This window comes from Streptomyces sp. NPDC005483, from assembly GCF_040606035.1.
Lineage (GTDB): Bacteria > Actinomycetota > Actinomycetes > Streptomycetales > Streptomycetaceae > Streptomyces.
The window spans coordinates 125,039-144,209 of the sequence record NZ_JBEXEA010000004.1 but is presented as its reverse complement, the minus strand read 5'-3'; the positions used below and the strand labels follow the sequence as shown (position 1 = coordinate 144,209).

The 19,171-nt window shown below is 68.9% G+C and carries 17 protein-coding genes; 10 read left to right on the top strand and 7 right to left on the bottom strand.

Going from position 1 to position 19,171, the window contains the following annotated elements:
- Window positions 1-121: 121 nt before the first annotated feature.
- The 10 genes from ABZT06_RS09625 to ABZT06_RS09580 all read left to right on the top strand — a co-directional run bounded on the left by ABZT06_RS09625 (window position 122) and on the right by ABZT06_RS09580 (window position 13,237).
- Window positions 122-1,279: a mandelate racemase/muconate lactonizing enzyme family protein gene (locus ABZT06_RS09625; RefSeq protein ID WP_355737424.1), complete on the top strand. Its 1,158-nt coding sequence runs from the start codon at window positions 122-124 to the stop codon at window positions 1,277-1,279.
- Window positions 1,276-2,280, top strand: a complete 1,005-nt coding sequence (locus tag ABZT06_RS09620) for an alcohol dehydrogenase catalytic domain-containing protein (protein WP_355737421.1) — start codon at window positions 1,276-1,278, stop codon at window positions 2,278-2,280. Before ABZT06_RS09625 ends, ABZT06_RS09620 begins: the two co-directional genes overlap by 4 nt.
- Window positions 2,281-2,388: 108 nt before the next feature.
- Window positions 2,389-3,360: a hypothetical protein gene (locus ABZT06_RS09615; protein ID WP_355737419.1), complete on the top strand. Its 972-nt coding sequence runs from the start codon at window positions 2,389-2,391 to the stop codon at window positions 3,358-3,360.
- Between the two features lie 142 nt (window positions 3,361-3,502).
- On the top strand, window positions 3,503-4,609 hold the full coding sequence (gene chvE / locus ABZT06_RS09610) for a multiple monosaccharide ABC transporter substrate-binding protein (protein ID WP_355737416.1): 1,107 nt from the start codon (window positions 3,503-3,505) through the stop codon (window positions 4,607-4,609).
- Window positions 4,610-4,650: 41 nt separating this feature from the next.
- Window positions 4,651-6,201: a multiple monosaccharide ABC transporter ATP-binding protein gene (mmsA, locus tag ABZT06_RS09605; protein WP_355737413.1), complete on the top strand. Its 1,551-nt coding sequence runs from the start codon at window positions 4,651-4,653 to the stop codon at window positions 6,199-6,201.
- On the top strand, window positions 6,198-7,442 hold the full coding sequence (gene mmsB, locus ABZT06_RS09600) for a multiple monosaccharide ABC transporter permease (protein WP_355737410.1): 1,245 nt from the start codon (window positions 6,198-6,200) through the stop codon (window positions 7,440-7,442). Before mmsA ends, mmsB begins: the two co-directional genes overlap by 4 nt.
- Window positions 7,443-7,502: 60 nt before the next feature.
- The gene (locus ABZT06_RS09595; protein WP_355737407.1) at window positions 7,503-8,651 is read left to right on the top strand and encodes an aldose epimerase family protein; all 1,149 of its coding nucleotides are present in this window, start codon (window positions 7,503-7,505) and stop codon (window positions 8,649-8,651) included.
- Window positions 8,652-8,826: 175 nt separating this feature from the next.
- Complete coding sequence (locus tag ABZT06_RS09590; protein ID WP_355737404.1) at window positions 8,827-10,545, top strand: histidinol-phosphate transaminase; 1,719 nt, start codon at window positions 8,827-8,829, stop codon at window positions 10,543-10,545.
- 167 nt (window positions 10,546-10,712) lie between these two features.
- Window positions 10,713-11,084 (top strand): hypothetical protein, encoded by a 372-nt coding sequence (locus tag ABZT06_RS09585; protein ID WP_355737402.1) that lies wholly within the window; start codon window positions 10,713-10,715, stop codon window positions 11,082-11,084.
- Window positions 11,081-13,237, top strand: coding sequence for a caspase family protein (locus ABZT06_RS09580; protein WP_355737399.1), 2,157 nt, complete (start codon window positions 11,081-11,083; stop codon window positions 13,235-13,237). The genes ABZT06_RS09585 and ABZT06_RS09580 overlap by 4 nt, the downstream gene beginning before the upstream one ends.
- Before the next feature lie 7 nt (window positions 13,238-13,244).
- Here ABZT06_RS09580 and ABZT06_RS09575 read toward each other — a convergent pair whose 3' ends face one another.
- The 7 genes from ABZT06_RS09575 to ABZT06_RS09545 form a co-directional block, all read right to left on the bottom strand.
- On the bottom strand, window positions 13,245-13,766 hold the full coding sequence (locus ABZT06_RS09575) for a zinc ribbon domain-containing protein (protein WP_355737396.1): 522 nt from the start codon (window positions 13,764-13,766) through the stop codon (window positions 13,245-13,247).
- A complete protein-coding gene (locus tag ABZT06_RS09570; RefSeq protein WP_355737392.1) occupies window positions 13,763-14,698 on the bottom strand; it encodes a M48 family metallopeptidase in 936 nt (311 codons plus the stop codon). Before ABZT06_RS09570 ends, ABZT06_RS09575 begins: the two co-directional genes overlap by 4 nt.
- A gap of 168 nt (window positions 14,699-14,866) precedes the next feature.
- On the bottom strand, window positions 14,867-15,823 hold the full coding sequence (locus ABZT06_RS09565; protein WP_355737389.1) for an arabinan endo-1,5-alpha-L-arabinosidase: 957 nt from the start codon (window positions 15,821-15,823) through the stop codon (window positions 14,867-14,869).
- A 164-nt stretch (window positions 15,824-15,987) separates the two neighbouring features.
- Window positions 15,988-16,518: an SUKH-4 family immunity protein gene (locus tag ABZT06_RS09560; RefSeq protein WP_355737386.1), complete on the bottom strand. Its 531-nt coding sequence runs from the start codon at window positions 16,516-16,518 to the stop codon at window positions 15,988-15,990.
- 49 nt (window positions 16,519-16,567) lie between these two features.
- Window positions 16,568-17,122 (bottom strand): hypothetical protein, encoded by a 555-nt coding sequence (locus ABZT06_RS09555; protein WP_355737383.1) that lies wholly within the window; start codon window positions 17,120-17,122, stop codon window positions 16,568-16,570.
- On the bottom strand, window positions 17,115-17,924 hold the full coding sequence (locus tag ABZT06_RS09550; RefSeq protein ID WP_355737380.1) for a hypothetical protein: 810 nt from the start codon (window positions 17,922-17,924) through the stop codon (window positions 17,115-17,117). The genes ABZT06_RS09555 and ABZT06_RS09550 overlap by 8 nt, the downstream gene beginning before the upstream one ends.
- Window positions 17,921-18,616, bottom strand: a complete 696-nt coding sequence (locus tag ABZT06_RS09545; protein ID WP_355737378.1) for a hypothetical protein — start codon at window positions 18,614-18,616, stop codon at window positions 17,921-17,923. The genes ABZT06_RS09550 and ABZT06_RS09545 overlap by 4 nt, the downstream gene beginning before the upstream one ends.
- Window positions 18,617-19,171: the final 555 nt, after the last annotated feature.

The following is a 19,171-nucleotide window of genomic DNA, read 5'->3' as shown; positions in this document are numbered from 1 at the left end:
ATGCGTTCGACCCATTGACACTCCCCTCACCCCCTCCTTACTGTCACGTCAGCATTTCGAACGTGTGACGAAATTTCGAACAGACGTCACTGAGCCGACGAAGCAACGAGGGGCAACCGCCGTGCGCATCACCGGAATCAGCACACACGTGGTCGGGACGCCTTGGCGCAACCTGACCTACGTCCAGGTGCACACCGACGAAGGCATCACCGGAGTCGGCGAGACCCGGATGCTGGGACACACCGACGCGCTGATCGGCTACCTGAGGGAAGCCGAGGCCAATCACATTCTCGGCTCCGACCCGTTCGCTGTCGAGGACCTCGTCAAGAGGATGAAGTACGGCGACTACGGTCGGGCCGGCGAGATCGTGATGTCGGGTATCGCCGTCATCGAGATGGCCTGCTGGGACATCAAGGGCAAGGCCCTCGGTGTGCCGGTCTGGCAGCTCCTGGGCGGCAAGGTCACCGACAAGGTCAAGGCGTACGCCAACGGCTGGTACACCACCGAGCGGACTCCCGAGGCGTACCACAAGGCCGCGCAGGCGGTCATGGAGCGCGGGTACAAGGCGCTCAAGATCGACCCGTTCGGTACCGGCCACTTCGAGCTGGACCACGAGCAGAGCCTGTACGCCGTCTCGCTGATCGAGGCCGTCCGCGACGCCATCGGCCCGGACGCCGAGCTGATGCTGGAGATGCACGGCCGGTTCTCGCCGTCGACCGCCGTCCGGCTGGCCAAGGACCTCGCGCCCTTCAAGCCCGCGTGGCTGGAGGAGCCGGTGCCGCCGGAGAACCTGAAGGCGCTGGAGAAGGTCGCCGCCAAGGTCGACATCCCGGTCGCCACCGGTGAGCGGATCCACGACCGCATCGAGTTCCGCGAGCTCTTCGAGAGCCAGGCCGTGGACATCATCCAGCCGGACGTCGGCCACATCGGCGGCATCTGGGAGACCCGGAAGCTGGCCGCCACCGCCGAGACCCACTACATGCTGGTAGCCCCGCACAACGTGGGCGGGCCGGTGCTGACCGCCGCCTCGCTGCAGGTCGGTTTCACCGCCCCCAACTTCAAGATCCTCGAGCACTTCAACGACTTCGCGGACGCGGAGATCAAGAAGGTCGTCAAGGGTGCCCCGCAGGTCGTGGACGGGTACTTCCACCTGTCAGACGCGCCCGGTCTCGGTGTCGAGCTGGACGTGGACGCGGCGGCGGAGTTCCCGCAGCAGCAGGCCCGGTTCGACCTGTGGGCCGAGGGCTGGGAGCAGCGCAAGCCCAAGGGCACCAAGTGAGCTCGCAGGTCGTCATCGAGGGGCCCGGCGAGCACCGGCTCGACGAACACGCCCCTCGTGAGCCCGCGGCCGGCGAGGCGCTGGTACGCGTCCACGCCGTCGGCATCTGTGGCAGCGACCGCGAGGTGTACCAGGGCAACCGGCCCGAGGGATACGTCCGTTATCCCCTCACTCCGGGCCATGAGTGGTCCGGGACGGTCGAGGCGGTCGGGGCCGGTGTGCCTTCAACTCTTGTCGGCCGCAAGGTCGTCGGTGAGGGCTTCCGCAACTGCCAGGTCTGCGATCGCTGCCATGCGGGCGAGACGACCCTGTGCACGGCCGGGTACGAGGAGACCGGGTTCACCCAGCCGGGTGCGATGGCCACCACGCTCACCCTGCCCGCACGCCTGCTCCACGTGCTGCCGGACGACGCCGACCTGACGGCCGCCGCCCTGCTGGAGCCGGCCGCCTGCATCGCGGCCGCCGCGCTCAAGGCGAACGCCCTGCCGGGCGAGCGCGTGGCCGTGGTGGGGACCGGGACGCTCGGTATGTTCGCCGTTCAGTTCCTGAAGGCGGGCTCGCCCGCCGAGCTGCTGGTGGTAGGAACCCGCCCCGACCGGACGGAGCTTTCGAAAGCTTTCGGTGCCACAGACTTCCGCACCAGGGCCGAGGAGCTCCCGGACGACTTCGACGTCGTCATCGAGACCGCCGGCTCCGCGTCCGCGGCGACGACCGCCGCCTCCCTGCTCAGGCGCGGCGGACGTCTGGTCCTGACGGGCATCCCGGCGCCGGGCGCCGAGGGTCTCGACCCGACGGACCTGGTCGTACGGCAGCTGGAGGTGCACACCGTCTTCGGGGCTCCGCCGGACGCCTGGGCGCACACGGTGCGGGTCTTCGGGGCCGGCCTGCTCGATCCGCTGTCGCTGGTCACGCACGAGCTGCCGCTCGACGGGTTTCCGGAGGCGATCGAACTGGTCGGGTCCGGTGATCCGAAGGTCGGGAAGGTGCTGCTCCGCCCCTAGACGTACGCCGGTACGGGGTGACCTGACCACCCCGTGCCGGCGTACACCAAGCCCCGCACGACTTGAGCCGCGAACCTTGTCCGACATATCGAACACAAAGGACAGCTTGTGACGACCGACGCTTCCGCCACGGCGGCCCGCCGCCCAGGTGAGCAGGCACTCACCGCGCTCGGCCTGGGCGCGCCCGCCCTCGATCCCGCCGACGCCTCACCGCACACCTTCCCCGGTGGCGGCCGGTGGCGCACCGAGATCCCCTCGTGCGAGGGGCCGGAGGCGCTGGCCGTCGTCCTGAAGGAAGCCTCGCGGCTCGACGTGCCGATCCACCGGATCAGCCAGGGCAGCGGTGTGTGGATGCTGACCGACGCCGAGATCACCGAGATGGTGGAGGCGACGGGTGAACGCGACATCGAGCTCTGCCTGTTCACCGGCCCGCGCGGCACCTGGGACATCGGCGGCTCGACGCGCAGCGACTCGCGCGGCGCGGGCCTGCGGGCCCGGGGCCACGACGCCGTGGCCGGCTGTGTCGAAGACGCCGTCCGCGCGACGGAGTTGGGCGTCCAGTGCCTCCTCGTCGCCGACGAGGGCGTGCTGTGGACGCTGCACCGGGCGCGGGCCGCCGGGATCATCCCGGCCGAGACCACCCTGAAGCTGAGCGCGCTCGTCGGTCCGGTCAACCCGGCGGCGTACGCGGTCTACGAGAATCTGGGCGCCGACTCCATCAACGTGCCCAGCGATCTGACGCTCGATCATCTCACCGAGATCCGGCGGGTGTCGGCCGCTCCGATGGACATGTACATCGAGGCGCCCGACGACCTCGGCGGTTATGTACGGATGTACGAGGTCGCCGAACTGATCAGACGCGGCGCGCCGCTCTACCTGAAGTTCGGCCTGTCGAAGGCTCCCGGAATCTACCCGTACGGCCACCACATGCGCGATCTGACCCTGAACACGGCCCGGGAACGGGTGCGCCGGGGCCGGCTCGCTCTGGACCTGCTCGCACGGCACGGAGCGGACGGCGACATGGCGCCGCTGGGTTCGCGGCTGCCGGGGGCGCTGAAGCGTTTCGAAACACCCTCATAACGTTTCGGACCGACTCCCTTCACAAAAGCAGACGCAGCCGCACACAATCCCACACACCCCTTCCTCGGTCACAGCCCGCACCTCCTTGCAGAGCGTTCCGCACCGCCAGACCGAACCCGTCCCGACATCAAGGATGATGATCATGCGTACTCGTCGAGCCGCACTCACCGCCATAGCCGGCGCCGCCTCCCTCGCCCTGACCCTCTCGGCCTGCGGCCAGGACAGCAAGGGCGGCAGCGAGGAGTCGACCGGCAGCGCCAAGGGAGGCACCATCGGCATCGCGATGCCGACCAAGTCCTCCGAGCGCTGGATCGCCGACGGCAACAACGTCGTCAAGAACCTCCAGTCCAAGGGCTACAAGACCAAGCTGGTCTACGGCGAGGACGACCCCGACCAGCAGGTCTCGCAGATCGAGAACCTGATCACGCAGGGCGTCAAGGGCCTGATCGTCGCGGCCATCGACAACAAGTCCCTGAACAACGTGCTCCAGCAGGCCAAGGACGCCAAGATCCCGGTCATCGCCTACGACCGCCTGATCCTCGGCACGCCGAACGTCGACTACTACGCGTCGTTCGACAACACCAAGGTCGGTGAGCTGCAGGCCAGCTACATCGTCGACAAGCTCGGCCTGAAGAGCGGCAAGGGCCCCTTCAACATCGAGCTCTTCGCCGGCTCCAACGACGACAACAACACCAAGTACTTCTTCGGCGGCGCGATGAGCGTGCTGCAGCCGTACATCGACAGCAAGAAGCTCGTCGTCAAGTCCGGCCAGACCAAGATCAACCAGGTCACCACCCTGCGCTGGGACGGTGCCACCGCGCAGAAGCGCATGGAGGACATCCTCACCTCCACGTACGGCAGCGGAAAGGTCGACGCGGTCCTGTCGCCGTACGACGGCATCTCCATCGGCATCATCGCCGCGCTGAAGTCGGACGGCTACGGCTCCGCCAGCAAGCCGCTGCCCGTCATCACCGGCCAGGACGCCGAGCTCGCCTCGGTGAAGTCGATCATCGCGGGCCAGCAGACGCAGACCGTCTACAAGGACACCCGCAAGCTCGCCGAGGTCGCCTCGACCATGGTGGACGACGTCCTCAACGGCAAGAAGCCCGAGGTCAACGACACCAAGACCTACGACAACGGTTCCAAGGTCGTCCCCGCCTACCTGCTGCAGCCGGTGAGCGTCGACAAGAGCAACTACACCAAGGAACTGGTCGACACCGGCTACTACAAGGCCAGCGAGCTCAACTAGTCAGCTCTGTCGGCCAATTCCTCTGATTGAAAGGCACGACCATGGCGGGACCCGTCCTGGAAATGCGCTCGATCGTCAAGACCTTTCCCGGCGTCAAAGCGCTGTCGGACGTCACACTGACCGTCCGTCAGGGCGAGGTCCATGCCATCTGCGGTGAGAACGGCGCCGGGAAGTCCACCTTGATGAAGGTGCTCTCCGGCGTCCATCCGCACGGCACGTACGAGGGCGACATCCTCTTCGAGGGAGAGGTCGTCTCCTTCAAGGACATCCGGGCGAGCGAGCAGCACGGCATCGTGATCATCCACCAGGAGCTGGCCCTGGTGCCCTTCCTGTCGATCGCGGAGAACATCTTCCTCGGCAACGAACACGCCTCCGGCGGGTTCATCAACTGGAACGAGACGCTGAAGCACGCCACCGAGCTGCTGCGCCGGGTGGGTCTGACCGACCACCCGGAGACCCGGATCACCGACATCGGTGTCGGCAAGCAGCAGCTGGTGGAGATCGCCAAGGCGCTCTCGAAGAAGGTGAAGCTGCTCATCCTCGACGAGCCGACCGCGGCTCTGAACGACGAGGACAGCGGCAAACTCCTGGATCTCATCCTGGAGTTGAAGAAGCAGGGCATCACCTCGATCATCATCTCCCACAAGCTCAACGAGATCCGCCGGGTCGCCGACTCGGTCACGATCATCCGCGACGGGAAGTCGATCGAGACGCTCGACGTGAAGGCCGCGGAGACCACCGAGGACCGGATCATCTCGGGCATGGTCGGCCGCGACCTCGACCACCGCTTCCCCGAGCGCACGCCGTACGAGGGCGAGGCGGACGCGGCCCCGGCCCTCGAGATCCGCAACTGGACCGTCCACCACCCGATCGACCAGACCCGCAAGGTCGTCGACGACGTCTCGATCCACGTACGCCGCGGCGAGATCGTCGGCATCGCGGGCCTGATGGGGGCCGGCCGCACCGAGCTCGCGATGAGCGTGTTCGGGCGCACCTACGGCCGGCACGCGGGCGGCCAGGTCTTCAAGGACGGCGCGGAGATCCGTACGAAGACCGTCGCGGAGGCGGTCGACCACGGCATCGCCTACGTCACCGAGGACCGCAAGCACTACGGCCTCAACCTCATCGACAACATCAACCGGAACATCTCGCTGACCGCCCTGAACAAGGTCGCCAAGCGCGGTGTGGTCGACGAGCACGAGGAGCGGAAGGTCGCCGAGCGCTTCCGCAAGTCGATGAACATCAAGGCCCCGACCGTCTTCGAGACGGTGGGCCGGTTGTCCGGCGGCAACCAGCAGAAGGTCGTCCTCAGCAAGTGGATCTTCGCGGGTCCCGAGGTGCTGATCCTGGACGAGCCCACGCGCGGTATCGACGTGGGCGCCAAGTACGAGATCTACACGGTCATCGACCAGCTGGCCGCCGAGGGCAAAGCGGTCGTCTTCATCTCCTCCGAGCTGCCGGAGCTGCTCGGGATGTGCGACCGCATCTACACCATGGCCGCCGGACGGCTCACGGGTGAGGTTCCGCGGGCCGAGGCCACGCAGGAAGTGCTGATGCGCCAGATGACGAAGGACAAAGAGGTAACGCGATGAGCACCGATGTGACGAAGGTTCCGGCCGCGGCGCCGCCGGGCAAGGGCGGGGGGTCGTCCTCCGGCGAGGGCCTGCTCCAGCTGATGCTGAACGGGCTGCGCCGCAACATGCGGCAGTACGGCATGCTGATCGCCCTCGGTCTGATCGTCGCGCTGTTCGCGGTGTGGACCGACGGCGACCTGCTGCTGCCGCGCAACGTCTCCAACCTGGTGCTCCAGAACAGCTACATCCTGATCCTCGCGATCGGCATGATGCTGGTGATCATCGCGGGGCACATCGACCTGTCGGTCGGTTCACTGACCGCGTTCGTGGGCGCCTTCGCGGCCGTGCTGACCGTGCAGCACGACGTGGCCTGGCCGGTCGCGCTGGTGCTTGCCCTGGTGGTGGGCGCGGTCGCGGGCGCGGTGCAGGGCTATCTGATCGCGTATCTCGGCATCCCGTCGTTCATCGTCACCCTGGCGGGCATGCTGCTCTTCCGCGGTCTGACGGAGATCCTGCTGGAGGGCCAGACCCTCGGCCCGTTCCCGAACGGTCTGCAGAAGCTCGGCAACGGCTTCCTGCCCGAGGTCGGCCCGAACACCAACTACCACAACATCACTCTGCTGCTGGGCTTCGCACTGCTGGCCTTCGTCATCTACCAGGAGGTCCGCGACCGCAAGCGCCAGCAGGAGTTCGCCCTGGACGTGCTGCCCAGGAACGCCTTCCTGCTCAAGCTGGTCGCGATCGCCGCCGCGGTCCTCGCGGTCACGATGCTGCTCGCCAGCTACCAGGGCGCGCCGATCATCCTGCTCGTCCTCGGTGTGCTGGTGGTCGGCTACGGCTACGTCATGCGCAACGCGGTCTTCGGCCGGCACATCTACGCGATCGGCGGCAACCTGCCGGCCGCGAAGCTGTCCGGCGTCAAGGACAAGAAGGTCACCTTCCTTGTCTTCCTGAACATGGGCGTGCTCGCGGCCCTGGCGGGTCTGGTGGTCGCAGCCCGCCTGAACGCGGCCTCCCCGAAGGCGGGACTGAACTTCGAACTCGAGGCCATCGCCTCGTCGTTCATCGGTGGCGCGTCCATGAGCGGCGGTGTGGGAACCGTCCTCGGCGCGATCATCGGTGGTCTCGTCCTCGGTGTGCTGAACAACGGCATGAACCTCCTCAGTGTCGGCACCGACTGGCAACAGGTCATCAAGGGCCTCGCCCTGCTGGCCGCGGTCGGGTTCGACGTGTGGAACAAGCGCAAGTCCGGTTCGTAAATCATCTCGGGCCCCGTCGGTAAAACCGGCGGGGCCCGCTTCCTTCACAGGAGCCGCTAGATGGAACTGAACAGACGAACGGTCATCGCCGGTGCCGCGGCCGCGGGAATCGCCGCGACGACGCTCGGGGGCACCGCTGAGGCGGCCGGCAGCAAGCAGCCGACCAAGAAGCTCTTCGGCAAGCTCGCCGACGGCACGAAGGTCTACATCTGGTCGCTGGCCAACGGCGGCACGCGGATGAAGGTCCTGTCCTGGGGCGGCGTCGTGCAGTCCCTGGAGATCCCGGACCGGCACGGACACCACGCCAACGTCTCGGCGGGCTTCGACAACATCGAGGACTACGTCGCCAAGACCCCGTACTTCGGCGCACTGATCGGGCGTTACGGCAACCGCATCGCCAAGGGCCAGTTCACCCTGGACGGCAAGAACTACCAGCTGTCCGTCAACGACGGGGTCAACAGCCTGCACGGCGGCACCCAGGGCTTCGACAAGCGGGTGTGGGACGTCGAGCCGTTCACCAAGGGCTCGGACGTCGGCCTGCACCTGCACTACACGTCCGTCGACGGCGAGATGGGCTACCCGGGCACCCTCAAGGTGAAGGTGACGTACACCCTCACCCGGCACGGCGAGTGGCGGATCGACTACGAGGCCACCACCGACAAGGCCACCGTGGTCAACCTGACCAACCACGTGTACTGGAACCTCGGCGGCGAGGGCACCGGCACCATCGAGGACCACGAGCTGCGGATCGCCGCCTCCCGCTACACGCCCACCGACTCGGGGCTGATCCCCACCGGTGAGCTGGCGAAGGTCGCGGGCACCCCCTTCGACTTCCGCAAGGGCAAGCTGATCGGCCGGGACATCCGGGCCGGCCACCAGCAGCAGGTCCTCGCCAAGGGCTACGACCACAACTGGGTCCTGGACAAGGGCATCACCGCCAAGCCCGAGCACGTGGCGACCCTGCACGACCCGTCGTCGGGCCGCACGCTGAAGATCTCCACCGTCGAGCCCGGGCTGCAGTTCTACTCGGGCAACTTCCTCGACGGCACCCTCACCGGCACCGGCGGTCACACCTACCGCCAGGGCGACGCGCTGTGCCTGGAGACGCAGCACTTCCCGGACTCGCCGAACCACCCGTCGTTCCCCTCGACGGTGCTGCGTCCGGGCCAGACATACCGGTCGACGACGATCCACTCGTTCGGTGCCTGAGCTGGCCTGATGCGTGATTCGGGCCAGGGGTTCCCGAACTCACACTTCTTTCACACCCGTTGAACAGCGCCACGCAGGAATCCGTATGTAAGGGCGGCCCGTGCTCCCCCGCGCGGGCCACCCAATGACGACGGACCCGGTCGTCCCCGCCGGGTCCGCCCCATACGGAGGTTCGATGGCCGACAACGTCACCTCGTTGTTCCGCAGCACGGCTGCGCACAGCCCGTCCATGGCGGCGCTGGCGCGCGAAGGCGGAGACGGGACGGGGCCGGTGGACTTCTGTATCCCCTGCAATCCCTACTTTCCCACCCCGGCGATGATGGACACCATGGCCGCCCGGCTGAAGGACATCATCACCTACTACCCCAGCAGCGCCGACACGATCACCGCCGAGCTGTGCAACCTGCTCCAACTGCCGCCGCAGGCCGTGGCGATGGGCAACGGCTCGACCGAACTGATCACCTGGATCGACCACCTGCTGGTCCGCGAGTCCCTCGCCGTCCCGGTCCCCACCTTCGGCCGCTGGACCGACCAGCCGATGGAGACCGGCAAGCGGGTCGACATGTTCCCGCTCCAGGAGTCCAGCGGATTCGCCCTGGACCTCGCGCAGTACGCCGAGTTCATACGCACCCGGGGCACGCGGGTCGCGGTCATCTGCAACCCGAACAACCCCGACGGCGGCTTCCTCCACAAGCACGCGCTCGTGCAGTTCATGGACGCCATGGCCGACCTGGACCTCATCATCATCGACGAGTCCTTCCTGGAGTTCGCGGACGCCGAGCAGGAACCCTCGGTGGTCCAGGAGGCGATGATCCGGCCGAACGTCATCGTCCTGCGCAGCCTCGGCAAGAACTTCGGCCTGCACGGCATCCGCTTCGGCTACATGGTCGCCAACCCCTCCCTCGCGGGCCGGGTCCGCTCGATGCTGCCGAAGTGGAACCTCAACGCCTTCGCCGAGTACGTGGTGTTCATGCTCAAGGAGCACGGCGCCGAGTACGCGCAGAGCCTCCACCAGGTCCGCCGGGACCGCCTCGACATGGCGAGCCAGCTCTCCGCGCTGCCCGGCCTGACCGTCTACCCCTCCCAGGGGAACTTCCTTTTCGTGCGCCTGCCCGTCGGCGCCGAAGGCACCGTGGTCCGGGACCGGATGCTCACCGAGCACCGCATCCTCGTCCGCGAGTGCGGCAACAAGATCGGCTCTTCCAGCCGCTTCCTGCGGCTCGTGGTGCGCCCCCAGGTGGACGTGCGTCGCCTGGTGTCCGGCCTGGAACAGGTGCTCTACGGGACCAGGAGGGGAGCCGCCGTGCCCGAGCTCGCTCAAGGGACCAGCTACAGCTCGGGTACGGCGGCAGTGGACCGTCTCGTCGGCCAGACCAACGGGGCGGGCATGCAGGATTTGGCGGCGATGGCCGTCGGCGGTGGGGGGATGGGCGGCGGAATGGGCGGCGGCGTCGGCATGCCGATGCCGGTCGCCCAGCCGGCGGCGGTGGCCGCGGCGGCGCCCATGGGGGCGGCGGCTTCCATGGGGACGCCCGCTTCCATCGGCGCGGCCGCCTCCATGAGCCCGGCCGCTTCCATGGGGACAGCTGCCTCCATGGGGGCGGGGATGCCGATGCCGGCCCAGATGCCGGCTCCGGACCCGATGCCGGCCCCCGCTCCCATGCCGGCCCCCGTGCCCGTGCCCGCCGCCCCACCGGCTCCGGCGCCCTTCACACCGTCCTACGGGCCGACTCCGCCGGGGGTGCCGGCCCGTGGAGGGCTCACCGCCGCGCAGGTACGCGGGATGACCGCGCCTGCGCCGGGGGCTCCGCAGGAACTGTCCCAGGCGCCCGCCACCGGCTGGCCCAACGCCCAGAGCTGGCCGAACGCCGCGGGGATGGGACAGGCCGGGTAGGTCACGGCGCCGTTTCCGGGTAACCGCCGGGCGTGGTAGGTCGAGTTGTACCTGCCATCTCCGGCGGGGGCGCCGCAGAATAGCCGCTCACGACGCCCCGCGCGGGTGGTATCGGCCGAACCCCCCGATCTCCCGTGACCGGGCGTCCGCTGTGGGACAGTCCGAGCGTGGACATCACCCTCAGCGTCGAGTCGGACCAGAGCGAGCCGGACCTCCGTTCCCTGGAGGACTGGCTCCTGCGGGACCGCAGGTTGCGGTCGATTCGTTTCAGCCGCCCCGAGCCGGTCCTCGAAGCCGACGACATGGGGGGCACGGTTGGCACGATCCTTCAGGCTTCACTCGCGGCGGGCGGCGCCGGCGCGGCACTGGCCGGGGCCGTGTCGGTGTGGCTTCAGAACCGTGTGACCCAGGTCAGGGTGCGGGTCAGGGGCCCGCGGGGCAGTGTGGTGGTGGAGGCCAAGGGGCCCGGTGATCCCGCCGTACTGATCGGCCGGATCCTGGAGGAACTCCCCGCCGCGCCCGCCGACGGGGCACCGTGACCGCCCCCGCCGATCCCCGGCGGTCCATGGCCCTGCTGATCGGCACCAGCACGTACGAGAGCGAGAAGCTCTCCCCGCTGCCCGCGGTCGGCAACAACCTCAACGCGCTGGCGGCCGCGCTCCGCGACTCGCGGACGTGGGGACTCGCCCAGGATCGTTGCCTCGTGCTCCGCGACGTCCGGGAACCGGGCGACGTCCTGCTCGAACTGCTGCGGGTCGCCCGAGAGCCGCTCGACACCCTGCTCGTCTACTTCGCAGGGCACGGCCTGATCGACCCGACCGCCAACGAACTGGTCCTGGCGACCACCAGGACGACAGCCACGGAACCACGACTGACCGGGCTGCACTACCCGACCGTCCGCAGCGTCCTGCGAAGCCGCCGTGCCCGTCGGCTGCTGGTCGTCCTCGACTGCTGCTTCAGCGGGCGGGCGGTGGACGTCATGGCGGACCCCTCGTCCGTGGTCGTGGGCCAACTTCCCATCGAGGGAACGTACATCCTCGCCTCGACGGATGCCGTGACGCCGGGCAAGGCCACCGGAGAGGACCAGTACACCGCGTTCACGGGCGGCCTGTTGCAGGTCATCAACGGCGGGGTTCCCGGCGGTCGCCCGTTCCTCACGCCCGGGGACCTCTTCCACCACACGCGGGACCTCATGGTCGGCCGCGGCTGGCCGCAGCCGACACAGTGCCATGAGGACACGATCCGGGAGCTTCCCCTCATGCGCAATCTCTGGAAGACGGCTGGTCGTTGGCTCGCTGGACGCGGATCTCCCGGGGCGACGGCGCCGCCCCACGTCCCGGACCGCACCGGCGGGGTGGACGCCTCGGATCTCGTCGTCGGGGCCCACATCGGAGTGAGCGCGATACGGCCCCGGTACGGCCCCGGAAGCCATGACTCGCTGGCCGTGCTCGACGCCGCGATCGCCGGGGAGGACAGCCGGTGGCTGCCCGGCATGGAACTGGTCCGGGACGTGATGACAGCCATGCGCCGGGAGTACGGCGACGGAGCCGCGACCGCCGCGATCGTCACCGGGGACCTGCTGTCCGGGGTCCACTCGTCGGTGGCGGCGGGCGCACCGTGGCAGGAGGTCACCGGTCGCATCCAGGAGCAGGCCGAGGCCGTACGGCACTGGCTGGGCGACCCCGCCGGGGACGGGGAGCCGGCCGTCGAGGACCTGGAGCGGGCCTTGGCGACGGCACTGGGCGACCTGCCCGAGGCGGCCCTGGTGATGTCGGCAATCGCCCACGTGGGGAGTGACCGGGTCGAGATCACCACCGGCGCCGCCGCGGAACTCTCCGTGGTCAGCGGCCTCGCTCTCGACACCGCGGTCCTGGTGCCGAACGCCGCTGCCCGGCCCGTGACGTTCTACGAGCCGTACGTCCTCGTGGCTCCCGAAGGGGCGGTCCCCGTCGAGGAGTTGCAGCACATCGGCTGGCACTCACCGGCGCCGCTGCTGATCATCGCGCCCCGCATCGACTCGTACACCGTGAGCGCGCTGTACCGCCTGTTCGCGAGGACCATCGCGGTCGTACGGCCGACCGATCCCGCCGTCGACTGGCCCGCGCTGTGCGCCCGCGCCGGCGACACCCTGCTCCCCGGCCACCCACTCGCCCGGGCCTCGGCCGCTCTGATCACCCCAGCCTCCACCACCATCACCGCTCTGCCCGGCACCTCGCCCTCCGGCACCGGCCACGTCCTGGTCCACGCGGGGCCGCCCGGAGCCTCCGGTCACTCCGGGGCGGTCCGCGCCCTCACCGTGGCCCGCGCCGCGGCCCGCTTCGGGGTACGCGCCGGGGGCGGGGCGACGCTGTACCGCGCGGGGCGAGCGCTCGGCTCGCCGTATCGGACGGGGAGGCCCGCCCGCGTGGGTGGCGGACGGGGCGCGGAACCCCGCCTCGCCCTCCACGACGGCCTGTTGCGCACCGCACTGGCCGCCCCGGTGCGTCAGCTCATACGCAACACGGGCCAGGATCCGGACGCGATGACGCCCCTGCTCGACGCCGCCCTCACCGACCTCGCTCTCGGCTTCGAGTGCGAGGTCGGAGCGGTGACCGACCTGTGTGCCGCGGGGGTGCTGGACCCCGTGGCGACACTGCGGGGCGTGGTGGAGAACGCGACGGCCGCGGTGTCGCGCTATGCAGCGACTTTCTGACGGCCGTTCACGTCGCCGCCTTCTGTTCGCCGTCGCGCACACCGCAGTTCGAGCAGAAGGGAGCCTCCCCGGACCTCGGGTGACCGCACTGGTGGCAGTAGGCCCCGCTCGGCGACGGTGCGTCAGCAAGCCGATGCAGGCGGTTCAGGGTCAGTTCCGCCACCTTGATCGCCTCGTCGTCCAGCCCGGCCTGGTTGATGATCCCCCAGACCTGGGTCAGCAGCACCGGCCAGGTGACCAACATGGCGATCGCGAACGGCACCGCCTGTTTGCCGAAGATCCCGACGCCGGCGCGGACCAGCGTCCCGGTCGGCTGCGGCAGGATCTCGATCTTGAGGGCCGTACGCAGACCGAGCGCCTTCTTGAAGACGCCGCCCTTGGTGATGCTGATCTCGTGACCGCCGCCAGGCCCGGCGACGTGGACCGTGTCGTAGCCCCGCTCCTTGAAATGGGCGGTGACGTCGTCCGCCACCGCCATGAGGTCGGGAACCATGACGAGGATCAGCTTCTCACTGCTGAAGGCGCTCATGAGCCCGCCCCCGCCCCGGCCGTCGCCCTGAGGTCGGTCCCGCACTTCTGACAGAACAGCCAGTCGGCCCGCACCGGCTCACCGCAGTGGCCGCAGGGCGCCGGGCCGGTGCGCTGAGCGATCGCCTTGAGCTGCCGGTATGCCTCGGACTCGGCCCAGCGCTGCACCTCGCGGAACCGAAGTGCCGCATTCGGGTGGGTGCCTTCCCTGTCCAGGTGGCGCATGAGGTACCGGTCCAGCTTCTTCTCACCCATCACCGTGTCGAGTTCGTCGGCCTGGGCGGCGAACGCCGCGTAGCTGATCTGGTCCTTCGGCATGGTGTGGGGCATGCCGTGGAGGTGGAAGAGTGCCTGCTGAAGCTCGCGCGGGCCGCCCATGAACATGACCGCTGCCCGGTCGGCGGTCAGCTCGCTCTTGCGGTACCAGTCCAGCAGGGCCGCCTTCAGCGGTTCGGAGAACAGGCTGACGGCCGTACCCAACTTCCCCCCTAGGCTCTCCACCCCGCTGAACACCGTCATCGCCATCTGGCGGTAGAGAACGTGCTCGGCGAGGATGTGCCCGCACTCGTGGGCCAGCACCGCCTGGATCTCCTCCGGAGGCAGGGTGCTGAGCAGCTCGGTCTGGAGCACGATGCAGGGGCGCGAGTGGCCCAGCGTCATCGCGTTGGCCGATCCGGTGGCCAGATACAGCTCGGGCTGCTCGATGCCGAAAGCCTCACAGATCGGCGGCAGCAGTCGGTAGTAGTCCGGCACCTGGTCCGGGCCCAGACGGATCGCGTTGGACAGCAGCAGGGCCCGGTCGCGACGGTCCGCGATCACACTGCGGTACTTCTTCGCCGCGAGCTGGAGCCCCGGGATCTTCTCCAGCTGCTGCCGTGCGGCGAGATCGAGCGGATGGAGAATGTCATGGATGTCGAAGGACGCGAACGCCACCGTACCCCCCTAGTCGTGCGGGCCTTCCCCTCGATGGTGCAAGGCCAGGGGTGAATGGTGGCGCAGCGACCTACGCGGCCGACGGCACTTCGGACGCCAAGTGCCCCAACGTGTACCGGAGATCAGCCGGTGACGGTTCGTCGGGTACGGCAATGAGCGGACGGCACCTCAGTACGCGACGGGCCAACCCGTGCTCCAGTTCAAGAGGTTGATGCCGAGCTTGGGTGTGCCGTTGTCGTTGCCGTCGTAGTAGTGGTAGACGATCAGGTCGCCGTCGGAGTCGTTCATGATCGACTGGCCGCCGGGGCCGATGTACCGGCCGTGCGACTCCAGGACCGGCGTGCCGCCGTTGTTCATCATCGAGACGCCGTTCTTGTCGACGTACGGCCCGGTGACGCTGGTGGCGCGGCCGACCTTGACCTTGTAGGTCGAACTGGTGCCGGCGCAGCAGGTGTCGTACGACGCGAAGAGGTAGTAGTAGCCGTTTCGCTTGACGATGTACGGCGCCTCGACGGCCTTGGTCCCGGTGGGGCGGGAGGCGATGGAGTACCGGGTCGTGTTGGTGGAGAGCTGCTTGCCGGTGGACGGGTTGATCTGGATCATCTTCAGGCCGGTCCACCAACTGCCGAACGACAGCCACCACTTGCCGTCGCCGTCGACGAACAGGTTCGGGTCGATGGCGTTGTAGTCGCTGGCGGTGGTGGAGGTGTACACGGTTCCCTGGTCGCTCCAGGAGCCCGGCAGGCCGGTGCTCGAAGTCGCCAGGCCGATCGCCGACTTGTTGGAGCCGAAGGTCGAGACGGCGTAGTACATCAGGTACTTGCCGCCCTGGTAGGAGATGTCGGGCGCCCAGGCCTCGGTGGCGTACGACGACCACCAGCTCGGCTTGGTGGAGAAGGCGTCGCTGCCGGCCGTGAACGCGGTCCGGTCGGTGGAGGTGCGGTAGCCGAGACCGCCGCCGGTGCCGTACAGCAGGTAGCGGCCCGCCGACGTACGGATCATCGTCGGGTCGTGGATGGTGGTGGCACCGGTCACGGTTCCGGGGTTGGGGTACGCGGAGGCCGTGCCCGGGATCAGGGCCAGCAGGAAGGCGATGGGAACAGCCAGAAGTGAGGTGCGGCGCACGCTGACGCTCCTTCAAGGATGCGAGTGGGGGGATACCGCTGGGGGGCGGATGTTCGATGTGTCGATCACCGATCAGAGCTTCGGACGGGACCGTAGAATCGAACCCCTTGCGCGTCAATGGTCCGCGCAACCCCAGTAGGCGTACCGCTCGCGGTCGAAGGCGCTCAGCCGACCTGCTCGAAGACCATCGACCACCAGCTGTCCGGCTGGGCGAACGCGTACGGGTCGCGGGCCTTGAGGTACTCGACGAGCTTGTCGGTGTACGGGGCGCGGTCCTGCGGCGCGGCCTGTGCCAGGTGCCTGGTGCGCAGCGCGAAGCGGTACAGGAACTCGACGAGGTCGGCGAGGGTGCGGTTCACGATCTCGGCGCGCGGCTCGGCGTCGAAGGACATGAGGATGACGTAGCCGCGGTCCATGTCGAGGCAGTACCGCATCGCGGGATCGTCGGTGGGGCCGCCCAGGACGAGGATGTGGGTCTCCTCACCACCCGCGGCCACCGGCACCACGGTGAAGGGATCGGGTCCCTCCTCGGCGGTGTCGAGGGTGAACAGCACGTCGACGAAGACGGGTACACCGACCTCGCACAGCACCGCGGCGTCGGCCTCGGACAGTCCGCGCTCCTCGGCCACGGCACGGTCCAGCGTGACCACGCGGTCCGCGCCGAACAGTTCCGTCATCTCGTCATGGGTGGCCATGCGTCCTCTGCTTCCCTTCTTCCTGCAAACATCCGGCCGGGCCGGCGGTTCAGTCGGCGAGACCGGCCCGGCGCAGCAGTTTCAGCCAGTCGTCGTACTCCACCAGGTCGTCGTCGACCAGGGCGAGCCGCCTGTACTCGGCGGCAGTGGCCAGCCGCTCCAGGAAGAACGCCTCAAGGCCCGGGGCCAGCTGGTCGAAGCGCTCCGCGTCGACCCAGTCGGGACCCGCTTCCGGGGCACCGAGGACGCCGCCGCCCGCGCGGTCGAGGAAGACGGGCGCCTCGTTGGCCATCCCGACGCAGAACAGCTTCTCCGGGGACAGCGGCAGCGCGGAGTCGACCACCGGCTCACAGAAGAACTGGTGCTCCTCCGCCTCCTCCAGCCCGAAGAGCTGCACGGACGGCCCGCAGCTCGCGCCGTCCAGCACGCGGCAGAAGTCCAGGAACTCCCGCGGTGCCCCGTCGGCCTCCGCGGCGGTCGCCGTCTCCTCGTCGACCGTCCCGCCGAGCGTGAACGACAGCACGTCCGGGCTCTCCGCCAGTGCCGTCCGCAGAGCGTCCACCGTCGCGATCAGACGGGACGACGCCGGGCTCGCGCTAGTCATCTGGCCACCACTTGATGTCGATGTTGATGGGATTGCCGTCCGGAAGATCCTTGATCTGCGGGCGTATCTGCTGTGTGCCGATGTCGTAGTTCGTCGTCCGGTCGAGCATCCGCAGGTTACGCCACGCGTCCGGACCACCGGTCTGCAGCTCGTTGACGTGGTCGGGTTGCATTTTACGGGCGGCCACCGCGGCCTCTTCGGCGAAGTCGGGGTCGTCCTTGTGGTTCCTGCGGATCAGGGCTTCCAGCGCGCCCTTGTACTGCGCGGTGATCTGCTTGTCGCGGTAGTCCTCGGTCTTGCCCTTGAACTTGAAGAGCTTGCCCTCCTCGCCGAGCCGCTGCAGGGCCCGTGCCTTCCGCTCGAAGGCCTGCTTGGGCATGCCGGGCTTCCACTCCAGGGTGACGGTGTGCGGGTCCTTGGTGGTGTCCGGCCGGTCCTTGCCGATGCCGCCGCCGTCACGGACGGTGTCCTGGTCGCGGGAGCGCTTGACGATGCTCTGCAGCATCGTCTCGATGTTCTTGTCGTTGCGCGCGTGGTTGTCACCCATCGCCCGCACGCCCTTGGACACGTCCTGGAGGTGCTTGTGGAGCTGGTCCTCGGCCTCCTCGATGGCCCTGAGGATCTTCTCGGCCCCGGTCTCGACGGCCGCCGCCAGGGCGCCCTTGCCCCGGGTGCGGTCCAGCCCGGCACGGCTGCGGCGCAGGTGGGGGCGGGCACCGGACTCGTGCTCGTCGGCCTGGGAGGTGATCCGGTCGGCGAGCCGTTCGTGGAGGTCCTTGTCGCTGCGTACGGTGTCGCTCACGCGCCGCCTCCCTTGCCGGAGAAGGTCCCCGTGGTGCCGGTGGCGGCGTCCAGCCCCTCGGAGAGGCCCTCGCTGCCCGCGTGCAGGGTCTTGCCGGGGCTGTAACCGTCCTGCAGCCCCACGGCGTTGGCGCCGAGCTGGAGGACGAGGTCGGTGGCCATGTTGCCGAGCGCGGAGTACACCGGGCCCATGGCGACGGACATGAGCTCCTCCATGAGGAGCTGCTCGGCCTCCTTGAGCAGCCGCCGCACGATGAGCCGGGTGGCCTGGGTGGCACCGAGCGCGCCGACCTCGGAGAGCCCGAGCGTGAACGGCGCGGCGGCCTGCGCGGCGATGATCTCGGCGGCGAGGATGCCCAGTTGGACGATGGCGGCGACCTTGGCTCCGGCCACGGCGACGGCGGCGCCGTCGAGAGCCATCGCCCCGAGGTCGGCGGCTTCGCCGAGCCGTTCCAGGTGTACGTCGCTGACCTTGCCCCAGTGCTGCTGGAAGGCCGCGGTCGCGATCCCCTCGTTCCCTTCCAGGAACTCCCGGACGACGCCCGCCGTGGCGTCCTTGCCCTCCCGCATCTGGGAGGCGAAGGAACGCAGGCCGTCGGCCATGTCCCGGTAGTCGTCCTCGTCGACGTTGGGCCACTCGACGCCGATGAGGTCCAGCACCCAGGCCGCCTCGTCGGGCAGCACGACGCCCATGTCCGTTCCCCCTTGTCTTGGCAGGACCATTTCAGGTCACGCTTGCGACGGCCGAACTTTACTACGGGGGGCGGGATTTGCCGGTGGTGTTGGAGGGAGTGGGACGGGGAGGGAGGTTCTGCTGGTGGGGGCGGCGGGGCCGTGAGGGAGGGGGAGGCGGGCGATGCGGGGCGGCTGGAATTCGGCGGCGGGGTCGCGGCGGAGACGGCCCTCAGCGGCGCTCAGCAGCGACGCGAGGGGCCGACCGAGCGGAAGCCGAGCGCGTCGCCCAGCTCGGTGCGGTGCCCTCCCGGGCGGGACCCGAGGCCTTCGCGGCGCTCGCTTACGGCCGATGGTGCCCCGGCCGGAACCCGACGCAGGCACGGTACTCAACAGCGACCGAACGAGCCGACCGACCGGAACCCGACGCCTACGCGCAGCTCAATCGCGACCGAGAGCGCCCACCGGCCAGGACCCGATGCCCACGCACAACTCGCTTACGGCCGAAGGCCCCCCGCCACACCCGACGCAGGCACGGTACTCAACAGCGACCGAACGAGCCGACCGACCGGAACC

Coding starts and splice junctions, on each gene's coding strand:
- chvE (WP_355737416.1), top strand. CDS start 3,503: ATGCGTACTCGTCGAGCCGCACTCACCGCCATAGCCGGCGCCGCCTCC.
- mmsA (WP_355737413.1), top strand. CDS start 4,651: ATGGCGGGACCCGTCCTGGAAATGCGCTCGATCGTCAAGACCTTTCCC.
- mmsB (WP_355737410.1), top strand. CDS start 6,198: ATGAGCACCGATGTGACGAAGGTTCCGGCCGCGGCGCCGCCGGGCAAG.
- ABZT06_RS09595 (WP_355737407.1), top strand. CDS start 7,503: ATGGAACTGAACAGACGAACGGTCATCGCCGGTGCCGCGGCCGCGGGA.
- ABZT06_RS09590 (WP_355737404.1), top strand. CDS start 8,827: ATGGCCGACAACGTCACCTCGTTGTTCCGCAGCACGGCTGCGCACAGC.
- ABZT06_RS09575 (WP_355737396.1), bottom strand. CDS start 13,766: ATGAGCGCCTTCAGCAGTGAGAAGCTGATCCTCGTCATGGTTCCCGAC.
- ABZT06_RS09560 (WP_355737386.1), bottom strand. CDS start 16,518: ATGGCCACCCATGACGAGATGACGGAACTGTTCGGCGCGGACCGCGTG.
- ABZT06_RS09555 (WP_355737383.1), bottom strand. CDS start 17,122: ATGACTAGCGCGAGCCCGGCGTCGTCCCGTCTGATCGCGACGGTGGAC.
- ABZT06_RS09545 (WP_355737378.1), bottom strand. CDS start 18,616: ATGGGCGTCGTGCTGCCCGACGAGGCGGCCTGGGTGCTGGACCTCATC.